Source organism: Aromatoleum toluolicum, from assembly GCF_012911005.2.
GTDB classification, from domain to species: Bacteria; Pseudomonadota; Gammaproteobacteria; order Burkholderiales; family Rhodocyclaceae; genus Aromatoleum; species Aromatoleum toluolicum.
This window is the reverse complement of record NZ_WTVS01000022.1, coordinates 13,070-30,841: the sequence shown is the minus strand read 5'-3', so window position 1 is coordinate 30,841 and position 17,772 is coordinate 13,070. Positions and strand designations below refer to the sequence as shown.

Annotated in this window: 21 protein-coding genes; 14 read left to right on the top strand and 7 right to left on the bottom strand. The window is 66.9% G+C overall.

All coding sequences use genetic code 11. The features are described 5' to 3' along the window. Positions 1-142: 142 nt before the first annotated feature. The 7 genes from GPA27_RS11995 (at position 143) to ribD (ending at position 7,338) form a co-directional block, all read left to right on the top strand. A complete protein-coding gene (locus GPA27_RS11995; protein WP_169140716.1) occupies positions 143-1,225 on the top strand; it encodes a TRAP transporter substrate-binding protein in 1,083 nt (360 codons plus the stop codon). 131 nt (positions 1,226-1,356) lie between these two features. Further along, entirely contained in the window at positions 1,357-1,965 is a 609-nt protein-coding gene (locus tag GPA27_RS11990; RefSeq protein ID WP_169140714.1) for a TRAP transporter small permease subunit, read from the top strand. Further along, entirely contained in the window at positions 1,962-3,647 is a 1,686-nt protein-coding gene (locus GPA27_RS11985) for a TRAP transporter large permease (RefSeq protein WP_169140712.1), read from the top strand. The genes GPA27_RS11990 and GPA27_RS11985 overlap by 4 nt, the downstream gene beginning before the upstream one ends. Then, the gene (locus tag GPA27_RS11980; protein ID WP_169140710.1) at positions 3,638-4,285 is read left to right on the top strand and encodes a histidine phosphatase family protein; all 648 of its coding nucleotides are present in this window, start codon (positions 3,638-3,640) and stop codon (positions 4,283-4,285) included. The genes GPA27_RS11985 and GPA27_RS11980 overlap by 10 nt, the downstream gene beginning before the upstream one ends. 116 nt (positions 4,286-4,401) lie before the next feature. Further along, positions 4,402-5,652, top strand: a complete 1,251-nt coding sequence (gene glyA, locus GPA27_RS11975; RefSeq protein ID WP_169140708.1) for a serine hydroxymethyltransferase — start codon at positions 4,402-4,404, stop codon at positions 5,650-5,652. A 95-nt stretch (positions 5,653-5,747) separates the two neighbouring features. After that, positions 5,748-6,263: a transcriptional regulator NrdR gene (gene nrdR / locus GPA27_RS11970; protein WP_169140706.1), complete on the top strand. Its 516-nt coding sequence runs from the start codon at positions 5,748-5,750 to the stop codon at positions 6,261-6,263. Next, positions 6,244-7,338, top strand: a complete 1,095-nt coding sequence (gene ribD, locus GPA27_RS11965) for a bifunctional diaminohydroxyphosphoribosylaminopyrimidine deaminase/5-amino-6-(5-phosphoribosylamino)uracil reductase RibD (RefSeq protein WP_169140704.1) — start codon at positions 6,244-6,246, stop codon at positions 7,336-7,338. The genes nrdR and ribD overlap by 20 nt, the downstream gene beginning before the upstream one ends. A 12-nt stretch (positions 7,339-7,350) precedes the next feature. Here the strand turns inward: ribD and GPA27_RS11960 are convergent, their stop codons facing one another. The 5 genes from GPA27_RS11960 to gpmA all read right to left on the bottom strand — a co-directional run bounded on the left by GPA27_RS11960 (position 7,351) and on the right by gpmA (position 12,283). After that, positions 7,351-8,109: a HesA/MoeB/ThiF family protein gene (locus GPA27_RS11960; protein WP_169140702.1), complete on the bottom strand. Its 759-nt coding sequence runs from the start codon at positions 8,107-8,109 to the stop codon at positions 7,351-7,353. Positions 8,110-8,173: 64 nt separating this feature from the next. Then, positions 8,174-8,626: a hypothetical protein gene (locus GPA27_RS11955; RefSeq protein ID WP_169140700.1), complete on the bottom strand. Its 453-nt coding sequence runs from the start codon at positions 8,624-8,626 to the stop codon at positions 8,174-8,176. Between the two features lie 32 nt (positions 8,627-8,658). Then, entirely contained in the window at positions 8,659-10,056 is a 1,398-nt protein-coding gene (locus tag GPA27_RS11950; RefSeq protein ID WP_169140698.1) for a S41 family peptidase, read from the bottom strand. 44 nt (positions 10,057-10,100) lie between these two features. After that, positions 10,101-11,519 (bottom strand): murein hydrolase activator EnvC family protein, encoded by a 1,419-nt coding sequence (locus GPA27_RS11945; protein WP_169140813.1) that lies wholly within the window; start codon positions 11,517-11,519, stop codon positions 10,101-10,103. A 14-nt stretch (positions 11,520-11,533) separates the two neighbouring features. Beyond that, on the bottom strand, positions 11,534-12,283 hold the full coding sequence (gene gpmA, locus GPA27_RS11940) for a 2,3-diphosphoglycerate-dependent phosphoglycerate mutase (protein WP_169140696.1): 750 nt from the start codon (positions 12,281-12,283) through the stop codon (positions 11,534-11,536). A 159-nt stretch (positions 12,284-12,442) separates the two neighbouring features. Here gpmA and GPA27_RS11935 point away from each other — a divergent pair, with 159 nt between their 5' ends. From GPA27_RS11935 to GPA27_RS11910, 6 genes are all read left to right on the top strand, one after another. Further along, a complete protein-coding gene (locus GPA27_RS11935; RefSeq protein ID WP_076601436.1) occupies positions 12,443-12,772 on the top strand; it encodes an ArsR/SmtB family transcription factor in 330 nt (109 codons plus the stop codon). Between the two features lie 61 nt (positions 12,773-12,833). Then, a complete protein-coding gene (locus GPA27_RS11930; RefSeq protein WP_169140694.1) occupies positions 12,834-13,250 on the top strand; it encodes a rhodanese-like domain-containing protein in 417 nt (138 codons plus the stop codon). 2 nt (positions 13,251-13,252) lie between these two features. Beyond that, positions 13,253-13,516 (top strand): glutaredoxin 3, encoded by a 264-nt coding sequence (grxC, locus tag GPA27_RS11925; protein ID WP_169140692.1) that lies wholly within the window; start codon positions 13,253-13,255, stop codon positions 13,514-13,516. Between the two features lie 48 nt (positions 13,517-13,564). Next, positions 13,565-14,032: a protein-export chaperone SecB gene (gene secB / locus GPA27_RS11920; protein ID WP_169140690.1), complete on the top strand. Its 468-nt coding sequence runs from the start codon at positions 13,565-13,567 to the stop codon at positions 14,030-14,032. Between the two features lie 5 nt (positions 14,033-14,037). Then, on the top strand, positions 14,038-14,484 hold the full coding sequence (locus tag GPA27_RS11915) for an SH3 domain-containing protein (RefSeq protein WP_169140688.1): 447 nt from the start codon (positions 14,038-14,040) through the stop codon (positions 14,482-14,484). After that, a complete protein-coding gene (locus GPA27_RS11910; RefSeq protein WP_169140686.1) occupies positions 14,481-15,476 on the top strand; it encodes an NAD(P)H-dependent glycerol-3-phosphate dehydrogenase in 996 nt (331 codons plus the stop codon). The genes GPA27_RS11915 and GPA27_RS11910 overlap by 4 nt, the downstream gene beginning before the upstream one ends. Positions 15,477-15,528: 52 nt before the next feature. Here GPA27_RS11910 and GPA27_RS11905 read toward each other — a convergent pair whose 3' ends face one another. Together GPA27_RS11905 and GPA27_RS11900 are read right to left on the bottom strand one after the other, a co-directional pair. Next, complete coding sequence (locus GPA27_RS11905) at positions 15,529-15,996, bottom strand: tRNA (cytidine(34)-2'-O)-methyltransferase (RefSeq protein ID WP_169140684.1); 468 nt, start codon at positions 15,994-15,996, stop codon at positions 15,529-15,531. Position 15,997: 1 nt separating this feature from the next. Beyond that, positions 15,998-16,651: a ComFC family protein gene (locus GPA27_RS11900; protein WP_246261050.1), complete on the bottom strand. Its 654-nt coding sequence runs from the start codon at positions 16,649-16,651 to the stop codon at positions 15,998-16,000. 114 nt (positions 16,652-16,765) lie between these two features. Here GPA27_RS11900 and bioB point away from each other — a divergent pair, with 114 nt between their 5' ends. Continuing rightward, a complete protein-coding gene (bioB, locus tag GPA27_RS11895; protein ID WP_169140680.1) occupies positions 16,766-17,761 on the top strand; it encodes a biotin synthase BioB in 996 nt (331 codons plus the stop codon). Positions 17,762-17,772 lie beyond the last annotated feature (11 nt).

Here is a 17,772-nt window from a genome sequence, read left to right as displayed (position 1 = left end):
TAGCGGCGCGCGCCCACTGCCGCGACGCAGCTCGCGCGCCCGCTGCCGCTTATTAGGGTTTTCCGCGGCTTTTTCGGCCTACTCCGAACGAAGTACTCTCCGAGCCATTACAACCAGCAACACACGTGAGAGGAGACATCTCGTGGAACGTCGCAAATTCCTGAAGAACGCCGGCCTCGCCGGAATCATCGCTGCAGGCACGGCGCCGGCGATCGTCGGCGCACAGCAGGCCATCCGCTGGCGCCTGGCGTCGAGCTTCCCGAAATCGCTCGAAACCCTCTTCGGTGGCGCCGAAACCTTCGCGAAGAACGTGACCGAAGCAACGGGCGGCAAGTTCACCGTCAGCGTGCATGCCGCCGGCGAACTCGTCCCCGCCTTCGGCGTCGTCGACGCGCTGCAGCAGGACACCATCGAGTGCGCCCACACCGCGCCCTACTATTTCTTCGGCAAGGACGAGACCTTCGCGCTCGACTGCGCCATCCCCTTCGGCATGAACGCGCGCCAGATGGCCGCGTGGATGAACGACGGCAACGGCATGAAGCTGCTGCGCGAGTTCTACGCCCAGTTCAACATCGTGAACTTCATGATGGGCAACTCCGGCGCGCAGATGGGCGGCTGGTACCGCAAGGAGATCAAGTCGGTCGCCGACATCAACGGCCTCAAGATCCGCATCGGCGGCTTCGCCGGTCGCGTGATCACGAAGCTGGGCGCCGTGCCGCAGAACATCCCCGCCGGCGAGATCTACCAGGCGCTGGAGAAGGGCACCGTGGACGCCGCCGAGTGGATCGGCCCGTACGACGACCTGCGCCTGGGCCTGCACAAGGTCGCCAAGAACTACTATTACCCGGCGTGGTGGGAAGGCAGCACCCAGTTCTCCCTGCTCGTGAATGCGAAGGCGTACCACGGCCTGTCGAAGGAATACCAGTCCATCGTGCGCCAGGCCGCCGCCGACGCCCACATCGAGGTGCTCGCCCGCTACGACGCGCGAAACCCGACCTCCCTCAAGCAGCTCATCGCCGAAGGCGCCAAGCTGCAGCGCCTGCCCAAGGATGTCATGGACGCCGCGTTCAAGGCTTCGCGCGAGGTCTATGCCGAGCTGAACAGCAAGAACCCGAGCTGGAAGAAGGTCTACGCCGATTACTCGCGCTTCCTTGCCGACGCCTACCAGTGGCAGGGCATCGCCGAAGGCAGTTACGACCAGTACATGGCCGCGCAGAAGCTGTAAGCAATACCGGACGACCCGCTCCGGCGGGCCGTTTGCCCTTCCGCCGCCGGCCGCTGGCTGCACCGGCGATCCGGCGGGCATGACCCCGTGGCCATGCACCTGTGTTTACCCACGTTTCAGGCAGGCACCCGATGGGAACTCTCCTCAAGTTGTCACAAGCGATCGACGCACTCAGCCGGCTCATCGGCAAGGTCGTCATCTGGTTCATCTTCGCCACAGCGGTGATCAGCACATTGAACGCAGTGGCGCGCAAGGCGTTCCACGTCGGTTCGAACGCCTTCCTCGAGATCCAGTGGTATCTGTTCGCCGCCGTGTTCATGCTCGGCGCCGGCTACGCCTTCCTGCAGAATGCCCACGTGCGCATCGACGTCGTCGCCGGCAAGCTGAGCGCGCGCACGCGCAACCTCATCGACGTCATCGGCATCATCGTCTTCCTGCTGCCGCTGTGCTACTTCATGATCAGCTTCTCGTGGCCGGTCGTGCATGGCGCCTACGTATCCGGCGAAGTCTCGTCCAACGCCGGCGGCCTGATCCGCTGGCCCGTCTATGCCTTGGTCCCGGCCGGGTTCGCACTGCTCGGGCTGCAGGCGGTCTCCGAACTCTTCAAGCGCATCGCCTTCCTCACCGGCAAAGGGCCCGACAGTCTCGCCCACGACACGCATAGCGATATCGAGGAACACGTCCAGGCCGCAGTCAGCGCCACCGCCCCGAACAACGCAGCCGGCGAGCCCCAGAAATGATCGAATTCGTCTCCGCCAACATCGCCCCGATCATGTTCGGGGTGATCATCTTCTTTCTCTTGTCCGGCTTCCCGGTCGCCTTTTCGCTGTCGGCCTGCGGCCTGTTCTTCGGCTTCGTCGGCCTCGAGCTCGGGCTGATCCCCTCGACCCTGTTCCAGGCGCTGCCGCTGCGGGTATTCGGGATCATGCAGAACGATACGCTGCTCGCGATTCCGTTCTTCACGCTGATGGGGTTGATACTTGAACGAAGCGGCATGGCCGAGGATCTGCTCGAGACCGTCGGCCAGGTCTTCGGCCCGGTGCGCGGCGGCCTCGCGCTTGCCGTCATCTTCGTCGGCGCGCTGCTCGCCGCGACAACCGGCGTCGTCGCCGCATCGGTGATCTCGATGGGCCTGATCTCGCTGCCCATCATGATGCGCTACGGCTACAGCCGCCCGATCGCCGCCGGGGTCATCACCGCGTCGGGCACCCTCGCACAGGCGATACCGCCTTCCCTGGTCCTGATCGTCATGGCCGACCAGCTCGGCCGCAGCGTCGGCGACATGTACAAGGGCGCGATGATCCCGGCGCTCGCACTCGTCGGCCTCTATGCGCTGTTCATCATCGGCCTGGCGATTTTCAAGCCCAAAATGGTGCCGGCATTGCCCCCGGAAGCCCTCGCCTATCGCGAACCGGACGGCAGCTCGGGCCTGCGCTCGCTCGGCGTCCTGGCCGCCGTGGTGACGATCGTCTCGGTCCTGCTTGGCCAAAACTACGGCGCGGTCCTCACCTGGATCGAAGGCAAGGAGGTTCTGCCGCCCGCGCTGGACGAAGTCATCGTCGTCGCGCTGACTTTCGGCACGATCTTCGCGCTGGTGCTCGCCCTCCTCAACAAGTTGCTCAGACTGGGCCTGCTATCGCGCATCGCAGAACGCGTCACCTTCGTGCTGATCCCGCCGCTGATCTTGATCTTCCTTGTTCTCGGCACGATCTTCCTCGGCGTCGCAACGCCAACCGAAGGCGGCGCAATGGGCGCGGTCGGGGCGATGATCATGGCCGTCTCGCGTGGCCGCCTCGACTTCAAGACCCTCGTCCAGGCGCTCGAGTCGACCTCGCGGCTGTCGATCTTCGTGCTATTCATCCTCGTCGGCTCGACGATCTTCAGCTTCGTGTTCACGGCTGTCGATGGTCAGAAGTGGGTCGAGCACCTTTTCGACCGGTTGCCCGGCGGCCAGCTCGGCTTCCTGCTGTTCGTCAATACGGTGATCTTCTTCCTCGGCTGCTTCATCGACTTCTTCGAGATCGCGTTCATCCTGATGCCGCTCCTCGGACCGGTCGCCGACAAGATGGGCATCGACCTGATCTGGTTCGGTGTGATCATCGCGCTGAACCTGCAGACCTCCTTCCTCACCCCGCCCTTCGGCTTCGCGCTGTTCTACCTGCGCAGCGTCGCGCCGGCCAACGCCTACCTCGACCGCATCACGAACAAGCGCATCGAGGGGTTCAAGACCGGCGACATCTACCGCGGCTCGATCGCCTTCGTGATCATCCAGATCGCGATGGTCGGCATGGTCATTGCGTTCCCCGAGCTCGTGACGGGCGGTCTCGACGAAAAGACCAAGGTCGACCTCGACACCATTCAGATCCAGCAGCCCGCGGGCGAGGGTAGCTGGGGCGAGAGCGGCGGGGGCGCATGGAAGTGAGGCCCACCCGCCTGTGCCTCGTGCGGCACGGCGAGACCGAGTGGAATGCGGAACGGCGGCTGCAGGGGCACCTCGACGTGCCCCTCAACCGCACCGGCGAGGCGCAGGCCGCGGCCACCGCGGCCAGCCTCGCCACCGTGCATTTCGCCGCAGTCTATTGCAGCGACCTGCAGCGCGCGCGCCAGACCGCCGCCGCCATCACCCGCGATCGCGCGGCCGCGGTCGAATTCCACGACCACCTGCGCGAGCGCCACTACGGCGCCTTCCAGGGGCTGACCTACGCCGAGGCCGAAGCCCGCTTTCCGGACGACTATCTCCGCTTCAAGCAGCGCGACCCGCATTTCACCTTTCCGGGAGGCGGCGAAAGCCTTGCGGAGTTCGCCGGCCGCATCGAGCGCATGCTCGCCGACCTCGCCTCCAACCACCATGGCGAGCAGGTCCTGATCGTCACGCACGGCGGCGTACTCGACATCGTCCATCGTCTCGCCGCCGGCAAGCCGCTCGACGCCCCGCGCGACTTCGCCATCCCGAACGCCGCCCTCAACTGGATCGAATACGACGGCACCCGCTGGCACCTCGTCAGCTGGGCGGACAAGCGCCACCTCGAGGGCGCGCGCGACGAACTGCCGAACGCCTGAAGCCGCACCTCCGATGCACCGGGCGCCAGCCATCATCGTGGGCGCCGGCCTGCGATTCATCCGCACTGCCGGTGCATGCTAATATCCGCCTTTAATCACCCCTTCGAGACCGTTTCATGTTCTCTGCGCAAGACACCCTCGCCAAGGTCGATCCGGAACTGTGGGCCGCCATCCAGGCCGAAAACCGCCGTCAGGAAGACCACATCGAGCTCATCGCCTCGGAAAACTACGTTTCCAACGCCGTGATGGAAGCGCAGGGTTCCCAGCTCACCAACAAATACGCCGAAGGCTATCCGGGCAAGCGTTACTACGGCGGCTGTGAGCACGTCGACGTCGCCGAGCAGATCGCGATCGACCGCCTCAAGAAGCTCTTCGGCGCCGACGCCGCCAACGTGCAGCCGAACTCGGGCTCGCAGGCCAACCAGGCCGTACTGATGGCCTTCGCCAAGCCCGGTGACACCATCATGGGCATGAGCCTCGCCGAAGGCGGCCACCTCACCCATGGCATGCCGCTGAACATGTCGGGCAAGTGGTTCAACGTCGTCGCCTACGGCCTGAACGAGAAGGAAGAGATCGACTACGACCAGATGGAGCGCCTCGCCCGCGAGCACAAGCCGCGCATCATCGTCGCCGGCGCCTCCGCCTACTCCCTGCGCATCGACTTCGAGCGCTTCGCGAAGGTCGCGAAGGAAGTCGGCGCGACCTTCTGGGTCGACATGGCCCACTACGCCGGCCTGATCGCCGCAGGCTACTACCCGAACCCGGTTCCGCACGCCGACGTCGTCACCTCGACCACGCACAAGACGCTGCGCGGCCCGCGCGGCGGCATCATCCTGATGAAGGCCGAGCATGAGAAGGCGATCAACTCCGCCATCTTCCCCGGCCTGCAGGGCGGCCCGCTGATGCACGTCATCGCCGGCAAGGCCGTCGCCTTCAAGGAAGCGCTGACGCCGCAGTTCCGCAACTACCAGGAACAGGTCATCGCCAACGCCCGCGTCATGGCGCGCGTGCTCGGCGAGGAGCGCGGCCTGCGCATCGTCTCCGGGCGCACCGAAAGCCACGTGTTCCTCGTCGACCTGCGCGCGAAGAACATCACCGGCAAGGCCGCCGAGGCCGCGCTGGGCGCCGCGCACATCACGGTGAACAAGAACGCCATCCCGAAGGATCCCGAAAAGCCCTTCGTCACCTCCGGCATCCGCATCGGCTCGCCGGCGATGACCACCCGCGGCTTCACCGAGATCGAAGCCGAGCAGATCGCGCACCTGATCGCCGACGTGCTCGACGCGCCCGCGGACGAAGCCGTCCTCACCCGCGTTCGCGGCAAGGTCGCGGAACTGTGCGCCAAGCACCCGGTGTATGGGAAGTAATCCGCGGACGGCGAGTCCTGCGTGAATAAACGGGGTGTGCCGTCCTTGCGCGGCACACCCTTTTTTTTGCCCGTTGAAGAAGGCCGACACCCACCATGAAGTGTCCGTTCTGCGGCGACCCGAATACCCAGGTCACCGATACACGCGAGAACGAAGACGGCGAGGTCGTACGCCGCCGGCGCCGCTGCGCCCACTGCGACAAGCGCTTCACGACATACGAGCGCATCGACCTCAAGATGCCGCACATCATCAAGCGCAACGGCATGCGCACCGAATTCGACCACGACAAGCTCACGAGCAGCCTCAAGCTCGCGCTGCGCAAGCGGCCGGTCACGCTCGAGGCGCTCGAGTCCTCGGTCGACCGCATCGAGGCGAGGCTTCTGTCGCTGGGCGAAACCGAAGTTCCGAGCGAGAAGATCGGCGAGTTGGTGATGAAGGAACTGAAGAAGCTCGACAAGGTCGCCTACATCCGCTTCGCCTCGGTGTATCGCAATTTCGCCGACGTCGACGAATTCTCAGAAGTGATCCGCGAAGTGCAGGCGCGCCCGAAGCGCGGGCGCAAGGACAATCCCGACCCGGCCGGTGCCGAGAATGACCTTTTCGGCAACTGACCACCGCGCAATGGCCCGTGCGCTGCAACTGGCAGCGCGCGGCCTGGAAACCACCACCCCCAACCCGCGCGTCGGCTGCGTGCTGATGCGCGACGGCCAAATCGTCGGCGAGGGCTGGCACCGACGCGCCGGCGAGGCACATGCCGAGATCGAGGCCCTCAAGGCAGCCGGCGGCGCTGCACGCGGCGCAACCGCCTATGTGACGCTGGAGCCCTGCGCCCACCATGGCCGCACGCCGCCCTGCGCCGAGGCACTGATCCGTGCCGGCATCGCACGCGTGGTCGCGGCGATGGACGATCCCAATCCCCTCGTCGCCGGCCGCGGCATGGCGATCCTGCGCGAAGCGGGCATCGCTGCAAGCAGCGGCCTGATGGGCGACGAGGCGCGCGAACTCAACATCGGTTTCGTCTCGCGCATGACGCGCGGACGCCCGTGGCTGCGTCTCAAGGCTGCGAGCACGCTGGACGGCAAGACTGCTCTGAACAACGGCGTCAGCCAGTGGATCACCGGCGAGGCGGCACGACGCGACGGCCATCGCTGGCGCGCACGCGCGTGCGCCGTGCTCACCGGCATCGGCACGGTGCGCGGCGACGACCCGCAGCTCAACGTACGCGCAGTGCCCTGCGAACGCCAGCCGCAGCGCGTCCTGGTGGACGCGCGCCTCGACGTGCCGCTCTCGGCCAAACTGCTGCAGGGCGGGACTTGCCTCGTCGCCGCCGCGGTCGCGGACGAAAGCAAGATCGCCGCGCTCGCCGAGCGCGGCGTCGAGGTCGTCGTGCTGCCCGATAGCGCGGGCAAGGTCGACCTGCCGGCCCTGATGCAGGAACTCGGACGCCGCGGCTTCAACGAAGTCCACGCGGAGGCCGGCTTCAAGCTCAACGGCTCGCTGCTGCGGGAAGGCTGCGTGGACGAGATCCTGCTCTACATGGCGCCCATGCTCGTGGGCGGCAGCGCACAGGGGCTGTTCAACCTGCCGGAGCTCGCCGCCCTCGACAAGGCAGTGCGGCTCGATCTGCGCGACGTGCGCCGAATCGGCAGTGACCTGCGGATCATTGCCCGCCCGCAGGCCTCCTGAGAACCGCGGGACTCAGGCTTCGCCGCGACCCGCACACACGGCGCAGCCGGGATCCCGCCCGAGCGTCACGCTGCGCCATTCCATGCCGAGACCGTCGAGCAGCAGCAGCCGCCCGTCCAGCGTCGTGCCGCAACCGACCAGCAGCTTCAGCGCCTCGGCGGCCTGGGTCGCGCCGATGATGCCGGTGAGCGGCGCGAACACCCCCATCACCGCACAGCGGATCTCCTCCACCTCCTGCCCCTCGGGGAACAGACAGTGGTAGCACGGGCTCTCGGCCTGGCGCAGATCGAAGACCGAGACTTGGCCGTCGAAGCGGATCGCAGCACCCGACACGAGCGGTTTGCAGTGACGCACGCAGGCGCGGTTGATCGCGTGGCGGGTGGCGAAATTGTCCGAGCAGTCGAGCACCACGTCGGCGGCCGCCACCTGCGCGTCGAGGGCGTGGCCCTCCAGCCGCTCGGCCACGGTTTCGACCCGCGCGAACGGATTCAGGCGCAGCAGCGTGTCGCGCCCCGATTCGACCTTCAACCGCCCGACCCCCTCCGCGCTGTGCAGGATCTGGCGCTGCAGGTTGGTGAGATCCACCGTGTCGCCGTCGCACAGGACCAGGGTACCGACGCCCGCGGCGGCCAGATACATCGCCGCCGGCGAACCGAGACCGCCCGCCCCCACGACGAGCACGCGCGCACCAAGAATCGCCTCCTGGCCCTCGACACCGATTTCCGGGAGCAGGATGTGGCGGCTGTAGCGGAGGAGCTGATCGTCATTCATCGGGACAATAATCCACACGGTACCGGACGCAGCGCCGGCACATCAACGCCCGGCAGGACCGGGCTCACTTGTATTCGCGGAATTCCGGCGGCGTGTCGTCGTGGTCGCCGTGGAGGTGATGCTCGTACACCTTCACGTAGACCTCGTTCGACTTCTTGAGCAGCCGCTCGGGCGACTCGACATTGTGCCGCTGCGTTTCCTCGCAGAAATACACGACGGCACGCGTCAGTTTCACGTAGAGCGAGTTGTCGAGGTGGAAGCCCGCGTCGCGCAGCGCGTCCTCCAGGACCTCGAGCGAGAGCTCGAGCACCGAATAGGCAACGATGATGGAATGCGGGCGCTCGCCGTGAGGTGCGGCGTGCAGCCCCTTGAGCAGGCGCAGCGATCGCAGCGCCTGCTCCGCCTGGCGTGGCGGGAACTCGGAGAAGCGGATCTCCCGCTCCTTGAACAGCCCGGCCGCCGCCACGGGATGCTCGTGATGGCGACCGGCGAGTTTGTAGGCGGTTTCTCGGCGCATCCCAGCCTCCCCATCCAGTAGGCCTTATCGGCTCATTGTTTTTTATTCTGGACGATCTGCAGGCCTTTGAGAAGATTTACTGCCTGGCCGAGCTGATAGTCATCCTTGCCGGCGAACTCGAACCGGTGCGGCGACGCAGCCTCGTCGTCTCCGCCCGGCGCCTTGCCCCCTTCACCAGCCGGCCGTTGCGCCTCCTTGAGCTTGCGTTCTGCGTCCGGATCCTTGTCGTTGCCCAAGTGTCCGTCGAGGTCGGCCTCGCGCAGACGCCGCGAGGAACCGTTGGCGCTTTCCTCCACGACGATATCCGGCTCGATGCCCTTGGCCTGGATCGAACGGCCGCTCGGCGTGTAGTAGCGCGCGGTCGTCAGCTTGATGGCGGTGCTGGCGTTGAGCGGCAGGATGGTCTGCACGGACCCCTTGCCGAAGGTCTGAGTGCCCATCACCACCGCGCGCTTGTGGTCCTGCAGCGCGCCCGCGACGATCTCCGACGCCGACGCGGAACCGGCATTCACGAGCACCACCATCGGCAGCGTGCGCGCGCCCTGCGGCAGCGACTTGAGGAAATCCTCGCGCGTGCCGCGCAGGTAGTCCTCGGGGCTTGCACGATATTCGCGCTTCGCGTCCTCGGTGCGGCCGTCGGTAGACACCACCAGCGTATTGCTCGGCAGGAAGGCGGCGGCGACGCCGACAGCGCCGTGCAGGAGGCCGCCCGGGTCGTTGCGCAGGTCGAGGACCAGGCCCTTCAGCTCGTTGCCCTTGGCCAGCTTACCGAGGTGCTCCACCACTGCCTGGGCGGTGTTCTCCTGGAACTGCGCGACGCGCAGGTAGCCATAGCCCGGTTCGACGACCTTGGACTTGACGCTCTGCACCTTGATCACCTCACGCGTGATCTTCAGCACGACGGGCTTCTGCTCGCCCTTGCGCGCGATCGTCAGCGTGATGTCGGTCTTCGGCTTGCCGCGCATGCGCTTGACCGCGTCATTGAGGTTCATGCCCTTGACCGGCGTATCGTCGAGCTTGACGATGAGGTCGCCCGCCTTCACCCCGGCACGGTAGGCCGGCGTGTCCTCGATCGGCGAGATCACCTTGACGAAACCGTCTTCCATGCCGACCTCGATGCCCAGGCCGCCGAACTCGCCGTGCGTGCCGACCTGCAGTTCCTTGTAGGCTTCCGCGTCGAGATAGGCGGAGTGGGGATCGAGCCCGCTCAGCATGCCGCTGATCGCGTGATTGATGAGTTTCTTGTCCTCGACGGGCTCGACGTAGCCCTGCTTGATCGCGTTGAAGACGTCGGCAAACGCGCGCAGCTCTTCCACCGGCAGGGGTGCCTGCGTGGCCTTGTCGGCGCTGGCGGAAAAATTGAGGCTGATCAGCACGCCGGCGACCACGCCGGTCATCACCAATCCTGCTTTTTGAAGCTTGTTGCGCATGAGCACTCCATCGAGGAAACGTCGCCCGGCCCACGCCGGAAAATCTAGTTGAACTGCACCCACTTCAGGGGATCGAGCGGCTGACCCCGATGGCGGATTTCAAAGTATAAACCCGATTCGCTGCCGCCTCCGCTGGCGCCCACGCTGGCAATCGCGTCGCCTCCGGCGATGTTGTCGCCGAGTTCCTTGAGCAGCGCATCGTTGTTGCCATAAATGGTCAGGTAGTCGCCGCCGTGGTCGACGATGATGAGGTTGCCGTACCCGCGCAGCCAGTCCGAGAAGACCACCTCCCCGCCTGCCACGGCACGCACTTGCGCGCCCCCCGCCGCACGGATGAAGACGCCGCGCCACGTCGTTCCGCCTTCCGCCCTTGGAGCGCCAAAGCGCCCCACGAGTTCTCCACGCACGGGAAATCTCATCTTGCCGCGCAACTGCGCGAAGTTCACGCCGGTGGGCGTCGGCCCGGCCGACTGGCGGATCTCGCCGACGACAGGCTCGGAGCGGGCGGGAGCCGGCCGGGTCTGCCGGAGTTCCTGGGCGCCTTCGGCGGCGGCCCCGCTCGCGGCGAGCGCAGCACTGGGAGTCTGCGCGGCCGCATCACGCGCGGAGTCGTTCCTCGCAGCCTGTTCCCGCAAGGCCTTTTCCCGTGCGGCCAGCTCACGCGCCGCCTGCTCGCGCGCGGCCTTCGCCGCGGCAGCGGCGCGCGCCGCTTCGCGTTCAGCGGCACGCCGCGCCAGCACCGCGACCAGCCGACCGAGGCGCTCCTGATCCTGGCGAAGGGTCCGCTCCTCCTTGCGCTGGGAGCGCAACTGCTCCGCGAGGCCGGTCACGGCCTCCTTGCGCCGCGCCTGCACCACCTCGAGCTCCTTGCGACGCGCCTGCTGCTCGGCCTCGAGCGCGACCAGCCTGTCCCGCCGCGCGACGATCGCCTCGCCCAGGCGGTTCTTCTCCTTGAGATCGGTGCGCAAGGTCTCGATCAGTTCGAGACGGGCCTTGCCGAGATGTTCGAGATAGTACGCATCGCGCGCGAGCTGGTTCGGGTCGCGGGTCGACAGGAAGGGAGCGACGCCGCCGGCCGCGCCATGCACGTAATGCCGCCGCAGCCAGTCCGCAAGCTCGGACTGGTGGCCGCCTATGCGTTCCGCGACCGCCTGCCGCTCTGCCTCCAGCACCGCGAGGTTCCTCTCCGCCGCAGCGCGGTTCGAGGTGAGCTGCTGCAGCTCGCGCTGCACCCGCGAGACGGCCCGTTCGGCCTCCGCGAGCTCCTCCGAGGCGCTCGAACGCGATTCCTCGGTATCCGCGATCTCCTTCTGCAGCTCGCGGATGCGCTGGCGCACCTCCTCGAGGTCGGAGCGCTTCTGCGCGACTTCCGGAGCGTCGGTCCCGTGTGCGACGGTGACCGCAAAGAGGGCGCACGCGGCCAGCACAAGACGCAGGCTACGCAGTCGCGGATGTCCCTTCATCGGCACTTGCAGTCTCAGCTCCTGGCCTTGTCCTGCGCGGCCACCGCGGCCTGCGCCGCACGGATCGTGTCCGCGTCGGCCAGGTAGTAGCTCTTGATCGGACGCAGGTTGGCGTCCAGCTCATACACCAGCGGCTGCGCCATCGGGATCTCGAGGCCGACAATACCTTCGTCCGGCAGGCCGTCGAGATACTTGACGAGGGCACGCAAGCTGTTGCCGTGCGCGACGATCAGGATGCGGCGACCGGCGAGCAGCTGCGGAACGATGACGGTTTCCCAGTACGGCACCAACCGGACCACCGTGTCCTTCAGGCATTCGGTACGGGGAAACTGCGCGCGCGGCAACGACGCATAGCGCGGATCGTTCATCGTCAGCCGCTCGTCGCCTTCGGCCAGCGCCGGCGGCGCGACATCGTACGCGCGGCGCCACGCCAGCACCTGATCCTCGCCGAAGCGGGCGGCGGTCTCGGCCTTGTTCAGCCCTTGCAGCGCGCCATAGCTGCGCTCGTTCAGGCGCCACGAATGCTCGACCGGCAACCACAGCGCGTCGAGCTCCTCGAGCACCAGGTTGAGCGTCTTGTTGGCACGCTTGAGCACCGACGTGAAGGCGAGATCGAAGCTGTAGCCCTCGCGCCTGAGCAGCCAGCCCGCGGCGCGCGCCTCCTCGACGCCCTTCTCGGAGAGATCGACGTCGGTCCAGCCGGTGAAGCGGTTTTCCTTGTTCCAGGTCGATTCGCCGTGACGGAGCAGAACGATTCGGTACATGAGCGCTCAGAGGATGTGTTGGGGGCGAAGAGGGCCGGGCCCTCGACCGTTACCATGCGGACGCCCGGAACGGGCTGGCTGTGCACCAGGGCACCGATGACACGCCTTTACGGGCCGCGGTATTTTATACTACTCGCCTGATCTGCACTTCCCGCCATCGTGGACACCAAGACCATCATCGACCTCATCGACAAGCACGAGCACATCGAAACCGCTGCGCGCGCGCTCAAGGCCATCGCCCACCCGCTGCGCCTGAAGATCCTTTGCGTGCTGGGCGAGAACGAGGTGTGCGTCCAGGACATCGTCGAGGCGGTCGGCACCTCGCAGAGCAACATCTCGCAGCATCTCGCGATCCTGCGCGACAAGGCCGTTCTGCAGACCCGCAAGGACGCCAACCGCGTCTATTACCGCATCTGCGACCAGCGCACCCTGCAGCTCATCGCGCTGATGCGCGAAGTGTTTTGCAACGACCAGCCCGGCCGGAACTGACAGCCGGGCGGGCGGCGCCACGCCCACCACACGACAAGAAAAGAAAACGGAGTACATCTACGTGGAATTCCTGCAGCAACACTGGTACTGGGCCGCGCTCGCGGCCGCAAGCGGCGCATGGCTGCTGTTCGACCTCGCGCGCAGCCAGGGCGACAAGTCGCAGCTTTCTCCGGTCGAGGCGACCCTGTTGATCAACCGCGAGGATGCCCAGATCGTCGACGTGCGCGACCAGGGCGAATTCGTCGGCGGCCACATTCCCAACGCGCGCCACATCCCGCTCGGCGAGCTCGAACGCCGCAGCGGCGAGCTGGAAAAGTTCAAGGACCGCCCCATCATCCTGTGCTGCGCAACGGGCAATCGGTCCGCGACCGCGGCCGCCGCCCTGAAGAAGGCCGGTTTCGAAAAGCTCTTCAACCTGCGCGGCGGCATCGTCGAATGGGAGAAGGCGGGCCAGCCGCTCAGCCGCAAGAGGAAATGACGATGCAAGCGAAGATCCGGATGTACGCGACGGCGGTGTGCCCTTACTGCGTTCGCGCCGAGCAGCTGCTGCGGCGCAAGGGCGTGCAGGACATCGAGAAGATCCGCGTCGACCAGGATCCCGCCCGCCGCGACGAAATGATCAGCCTCACCGGACGCCGCACCGTGCCGCAGATCTTCATCGGCGACACACACGTCGGCGGCTGCGACGACCTCTACGCACTCGAACACCAGGGCAAGCTCGACACGCTGCTGCAGCGGGCCTGAGCCCCCTTCACCTCCCTCTCACCCTTTTCATTGTTCCCAGGCCCCCTCATGTCCGACAACGCCCAAGCCCCCGTCTTCTCGATCGAAAAACTCTACGTCAAGGATCTGTCTCTGGAAGTACCCGGCGCCCCACGCATCTTCCTCGAGCGCGAGAATCCGCAGATCAACGTGCAGCTGCGCACCGACGCGAGCGGCGTCGACGAGGGCGTCTACGAAGTCACGCTGACGGTCACCGTCTCGGCCAAGCTCGCCGACGAGCGCACCGTGTTCCTCGTCGAGGTTGCCCAGGGCGGCATCTTCCAGATCCGCAACATCCCCGAAGGCGACCTCGAACCGGTGACGATGATCGGCTGCCCGAACATCCTCTTCCCGTATGCGCGCGAGGCGATCTCGGACGCGATCACGCGCGCCGGCTTCCAGCCCGTGGTGCTGGCCCCGGTCAATTTCGAGGCGCTGTACCAGGCGCAGCAGCAGCAATCCGAAGCCCGCGAACCCGGCGAACTGCCGATCCAGTAATCCCGATGCGCACCCAGCTCCGCTGCATCGCGCTCGCCGCCGCCCTCGCCCTGCCGGCGGCGGGTGCCCACGCGATCGAATACCGCTCGGTTGCCGAACCGGCCATCCTGTACGACTCGCCGTCGGACAAGGGCAAGCGGCTGTTCATCATTGCGCCCGGCACGCCGCTCGAAGTCGTCGTGAGCCTCGAAAAGTGGACCAAGGTGCGCGACGCGGGCGGCTCGATCAACTGGATCGAGCGCCGCACCCTGTCGGACAAACGCACGGTGATGGTGACCAGCGCCCGCGCCGTGGCGCGCCAGCGCCCCGCGGCCGACGCGCCGGTTGCGTTCGAGAGCGCGAAGGACGTGGTCCTCGAGGTCACCGGAAACGCGAACGAGGGCTGGCTCCCCGTGCGCCACAAGGACGGCGCGAGCGGCTTCGTCCGGGTGACGGAGGTCTGGGGGCTTTGAGCCCGATCCGCATCGCCGTGTTCGGCTCCGGCGCATGGGGGACTGCGCTGGCGCTGGCGTTCTCGGCGCAGCATCGCGTGATCCTGTGGGGACGCGACGCCGACCACATCGCCACACTCGCCGCCGAGCGCACCAACGCCCGTTACCTTCCCGACGTGCCGCTGCCGCAGGCGCTCGAACTGACATCGGATTTCGAGGCCGCGGCACGCGGCGCCGACCTTCATCTCGTCGTCACGCCACTCGCCGGATTGCGCCAGACCGCGCGCCGCCTGCATGACATCCAGGCGCAGACGCCGCTGATCTGGGCGTGCAAGGGCCTGGAAGCCGGCAGCGGACGCCTGCCGCACGAGATCGTGGCGACGGAACTGGGCGCAGACGCGCCCTGCGGCGTGTTGACCGGTCCCAGCTTCGCCGCGGAAGTCGCCCGCGGCATGCCGACGGCGGTCACGCTGGCGGCGGCGGACATCGATTTCGCCCGGGAGTGGGTGCACAAGCTGCACCAGCCGCGGCTGCGCATGTACGCCAACAGCGACGTCGTCGGCGCAGAAATCGGCGGTGCGATCAAGAACGTGCTGGCGATTGCCGCTGGGGTTTCCGACGGCATGGGCTTCGGCCTCAACGCGCGCGCAGCACTGATCACGCGCGGGCTCGCAGAAATCGCACGCCTGGCCACGGCACTCGGCGGTCGCGCGGACACGCTGATGGGCCTGGCAGGCATGGGCGACCTCATCCTCACCTGCACGGGCGACCTGTCGCGCAACCGCCGCGTCGGACTCGCGCTCGCGCAGGGCAAGACCCTCCCCGAGATCCTGAACGAGCTGGGACACGTCGCCGAAGGCGTATCCACCGCGCGCGAAGCGGCAAGCCTCGCCACCCGTCGCGGCGTCGACATGCCCCTGTGCGCCGCGGTCGACGAGCTGCTCCACGGCAACCGCCTGGGGCCGCGCGAAGTCGTCGAGCAGTTGCTGTCGCGCGAACCGCGCCAGGAATAGGCGGCGGGGCCCCGCCCCCATACCCGACCGCCGGCGGCGGCCCCTTCCTTCCCTACGGCGCGGCGCCCGCGAATCCCAGCTGCCGCCACGCCTCGAACACGACCACGGCCACGGCGTTCGACAGGTTCACACTGCGGTTCGACGGACACATCGGGATGCGCAACGTGCTCCCCTGCGGCAGCTTCGCGATTACGTCGGCGGGCAGGCCGCTGGTTTCCCGCCCGAACAGCAGCACATCCCCTTCGCGGTACGCGATCTTGTCGTAACGCTGCTCCCCCTTCGTGCTCAGGGCGAACATGCGTCGTCCGGCGAGGACGCGGCAGCACGCATCGAAGTCGTCGTGCACGCTGACGCGTGCGAGGTCGTGGTAATCGAGGCCTGCGCGCGCGAGCTGCCGGTCGGAGAGATCGAAACCAAGCGGACGGACCAGATGCAGGTGGGCGCCCGTATTGGCAGCGAGACGGATCGAATTGCCCGTGTTGGGAGGAATTTCGGGCTGGAAGAGGACGATGTCGAGCATTTCAGACCGGCGATGGAGTACGCGCAACGACCCGGTTCACTACGCGGGCTGCGCCGTGCGATTTTAACGTGCGCGCGAGTTCGTCGAGCGTTGCGCCGGTGGTCATCACGTCATCGACGACCACCACGGTCCTGCCTTCGAACGTCCCGTGGCAACGGAAGGCGCCGCGCATGTTGCGCCGCCGCTCGAGCCACGGCAGCGAGGCCTGCGGGGCCGTGTCGCGGACGCGCTCGACCGCAGCAGCCTCGAACGGCAACCCCCAGGCACGGGAGAGCGGCCGTGCAATCTCCGCCGCCTGGTTGAAGCCACGCTCGCGCAGGCGACTGGGGTGGAGCGGCATCGGCACCACGAGCGCCGGCCCGTGCGGCGGCGCGAACGGCTCCAGCAGGCCCGCGAGAAAGTCCGTCAACGCCAGCCTGCGTCCGTATTTCAGCGCCTGGACGAGCCGGTCGACCGGGAACACGTACGGCAAGGCCGCCACGGTCGCGTCGAATGCCGGCGCCGCGCGCTGGCAACTGCCGCAGATCAGATCGTCGCCGGAGGGGATCGCACACACCGGGCAGACCGTCGCCACCCGTGGCAGACCCTCCCGGCACGCCCCGCAAACCAGCGCGGAGCCGGCTCCCTGACCGCACACGAAGCACTCGTTCGGCATGAGCCTCGCCGCGAGGATTCGCGCCACCGACTCCATACGGTGAAGTACGTTTGACAAGTTTTCGCCGAATGAACGAATATGGGAAGCTTCGCATTACATCCCGGAACTGCTTTCATGACAATGACTTCCGCGTGCCGCAACCTCGATACCCAGCCCGCCGCCAACGCCGCCGCCGCCCGCAAGCAATGGAGCGTCGCCGAGGCCGAAGCATTGTTTGAAATGCCGTTCATGGACCTCGTCTTCCGCGCCCAGCAGGTGCACCGCGAGAACTTCGACGCCAATGCCGTTCAGCGCTCGACACTGCTTTCGATCAAGACCGGCGGCTGTTCCGAGGATTGCAGCTACTGCTCGCAGTCGGCCCGCTACAAGACCGGTCTCGACCGCCAGCAGCTGATGGCGGTTGCCGAGGTCGTCGAGAAGGCCAAGGCGGCGAAGGCCAAGGGGTCCAGCCGCTTCTGCATGGGCGCCGCGTGGAAGGGGCCCAAGGAGCGCGAGATGGAGACCGTCCTCGCGATGGTGCGCGAGGTGAAGGCGCTGGGCATGGAAACCTGCGTCACCCTGGGCATGCTCAAGGGCGACCAGGCGCAGCAGCTCAAGGACGCCGGCCTCGACTACTACAACCACAACGTCGACACCGCGCCCGAGTACTACGACAAGGTGATCACGACGCACACTCTCGCCGACCGCCTCGACACCATCGACCAGGTGCGCAATGCCGGCATCAACGTGTGCTCGGGCGGCATCATCGGCATGGGCGAAGGCCGCAGCGGCCGCGCCGGCCTGCTCGTGCAGCTCGCGAACCTGGAACGTCCGCCAGAGTCGGTGCCGATCAACAACCTTGTGGCGATCCCCGGCACCCCGCTCGCCGAAGCCGAGAAGCTCGACCCGTTCGAATTCGTGCGCACGGTCGCCGCGGCGCGCATCATGATGCCGACCAGCTTCGTTCGCCTGTCCGCGGGCCGCGAGCAGATGAGCGACGAGATGCAGGCCCTGTGCTTCCTGGCCGGGGCGAATTCGATCTTCTACGGCGAGCGTCTGCTGACCACGGACAACCCCGAAGCCGATCGCGACGAGAAGCTGTTCGCCCGCCTCGGCCTGCGTCCGATGTGAGCGGTTCGCAC

Excerpts from the sequence above, each read along its gene's own strand:
- nrdR (WP_169140706.1), top strand. The coding sequence starts at position 5,748 with ATGAAGTGTCCGTTCTGCGGCGACCCGAATACCCAGGTCACCGATACA.
- secB (WP_169140690.1), top strand. The coding sequence starts at position 13,565 with ATGTCCGACAACGCCCAAGCCCCCGTCTTCTCGATCGAAAAACTCTAC.
- GPA27_RS11990 (WP_169140714.1), top strand. The coding sequence starts at position 1,357 with ATGGGAACTCTCCTCAAGTTGTCACAAGCGATCGACGCACTCAGCCGG.
- GPA27_RS11915 (WP_169140688.1), top strand. The coding sequence starts at position 14,038 with ATGCGCACCCAGCTCCGCTGCATCGCGCTCGCCGCCGCCCTCGCCCTG.
- GPA27_RS11980 (WP_169140710.1), top strand. The coding sequence starts at position 3,638 with ATGGAAGTGAGGCCCACCCGCCTGTGCCTCGTGCGGCACGGCGAGACC.
- bioB (WP_169140680.1), top strand. The coding sequence starts at position 16,766 with ATGACAATGACTTCCGCGTGCCGCAACCTCGATACCCAGCCCGCCGCC.
- GPA27_RS11950 (WP_169140698.1), bottom strand. The coding sequence starts at position 10,056 with ATGCGCAACAAGCTTCAAAAAGCAGGATTGGTGATGACCGGCGTGGTC.
- grxC (WP_169140692.1), top strand. The coding sequence starts at position 13,253 with ATGCAAGCGAAGATCCGGATGTACGCGACGGCGGTGTGCCCTTACTGC.
- gpmA (WP_169140696.1), bottom strand. The coding sequence starts at position 12,283 with ATGTACCGAATCGTTCTGCTCCGTCACGGCGAATCGACCTGGAACAAG.
- GPA27_RS11945 (WP_169140813.1), bottom strand. The coding sequence starts at position 11,519 with ATGAAGGGACATCCGCGACTGCGTAGCCTGCGTCTTGTGCTGGCCGCG.
- ribD (WP_169140704.1), top strand. The coding sequence starts at position 6,244 with ATGACCTTTTCGGCAACTGACCACCGCGCAATGGCCCGTGCGCTGCAA.
- GPA27_RS11905 (WP_169140684.1), bottom strand. The coding sequence starts at position 15,996 with ATGCTCGACATCGTCCTCTTCCAGCCCGAAATTCCTCCCAACACGGGC.
- glyA (WP_169140708.1), top strand. The coding sequence starts at position 4,402 with ATGTTCTCTGCGCAAGACACCCTCGCCAAGGTCGATCCGGAACTGTGG.
- GPA27_RS11955 (WP_169140700.1), bottom strand. The coding sequence starts at position 8,626 with ATGCGCCGAGAAACCGCCTACAAACTCGCCGGTCGCCATCACGAGCAT.
- GPA27_RS11960 (WP_169140702.1), bottom strand. The coding sequence starts at position 8,109 with ATGAATGACGATCAGCTCCTCCGCTACAGCCGCCACATCCTGCTCCCG.
- GPA27_RS11985 (WP_169140712.1), top strand. The coding sequence starts at position 1,962 with ATGATCGAATTCGTCTCCGCCAACATCGCCCCGATCATGTTCGGGGTG.
- GPA27_RS11900 (WP_246261050.1), bottom strand. The coding sequence starts at position 16,651 with ATGCCGAACGAGTGCTTCGTGTGCGGTCAGGGAGCCGGCTCCGCGCTG.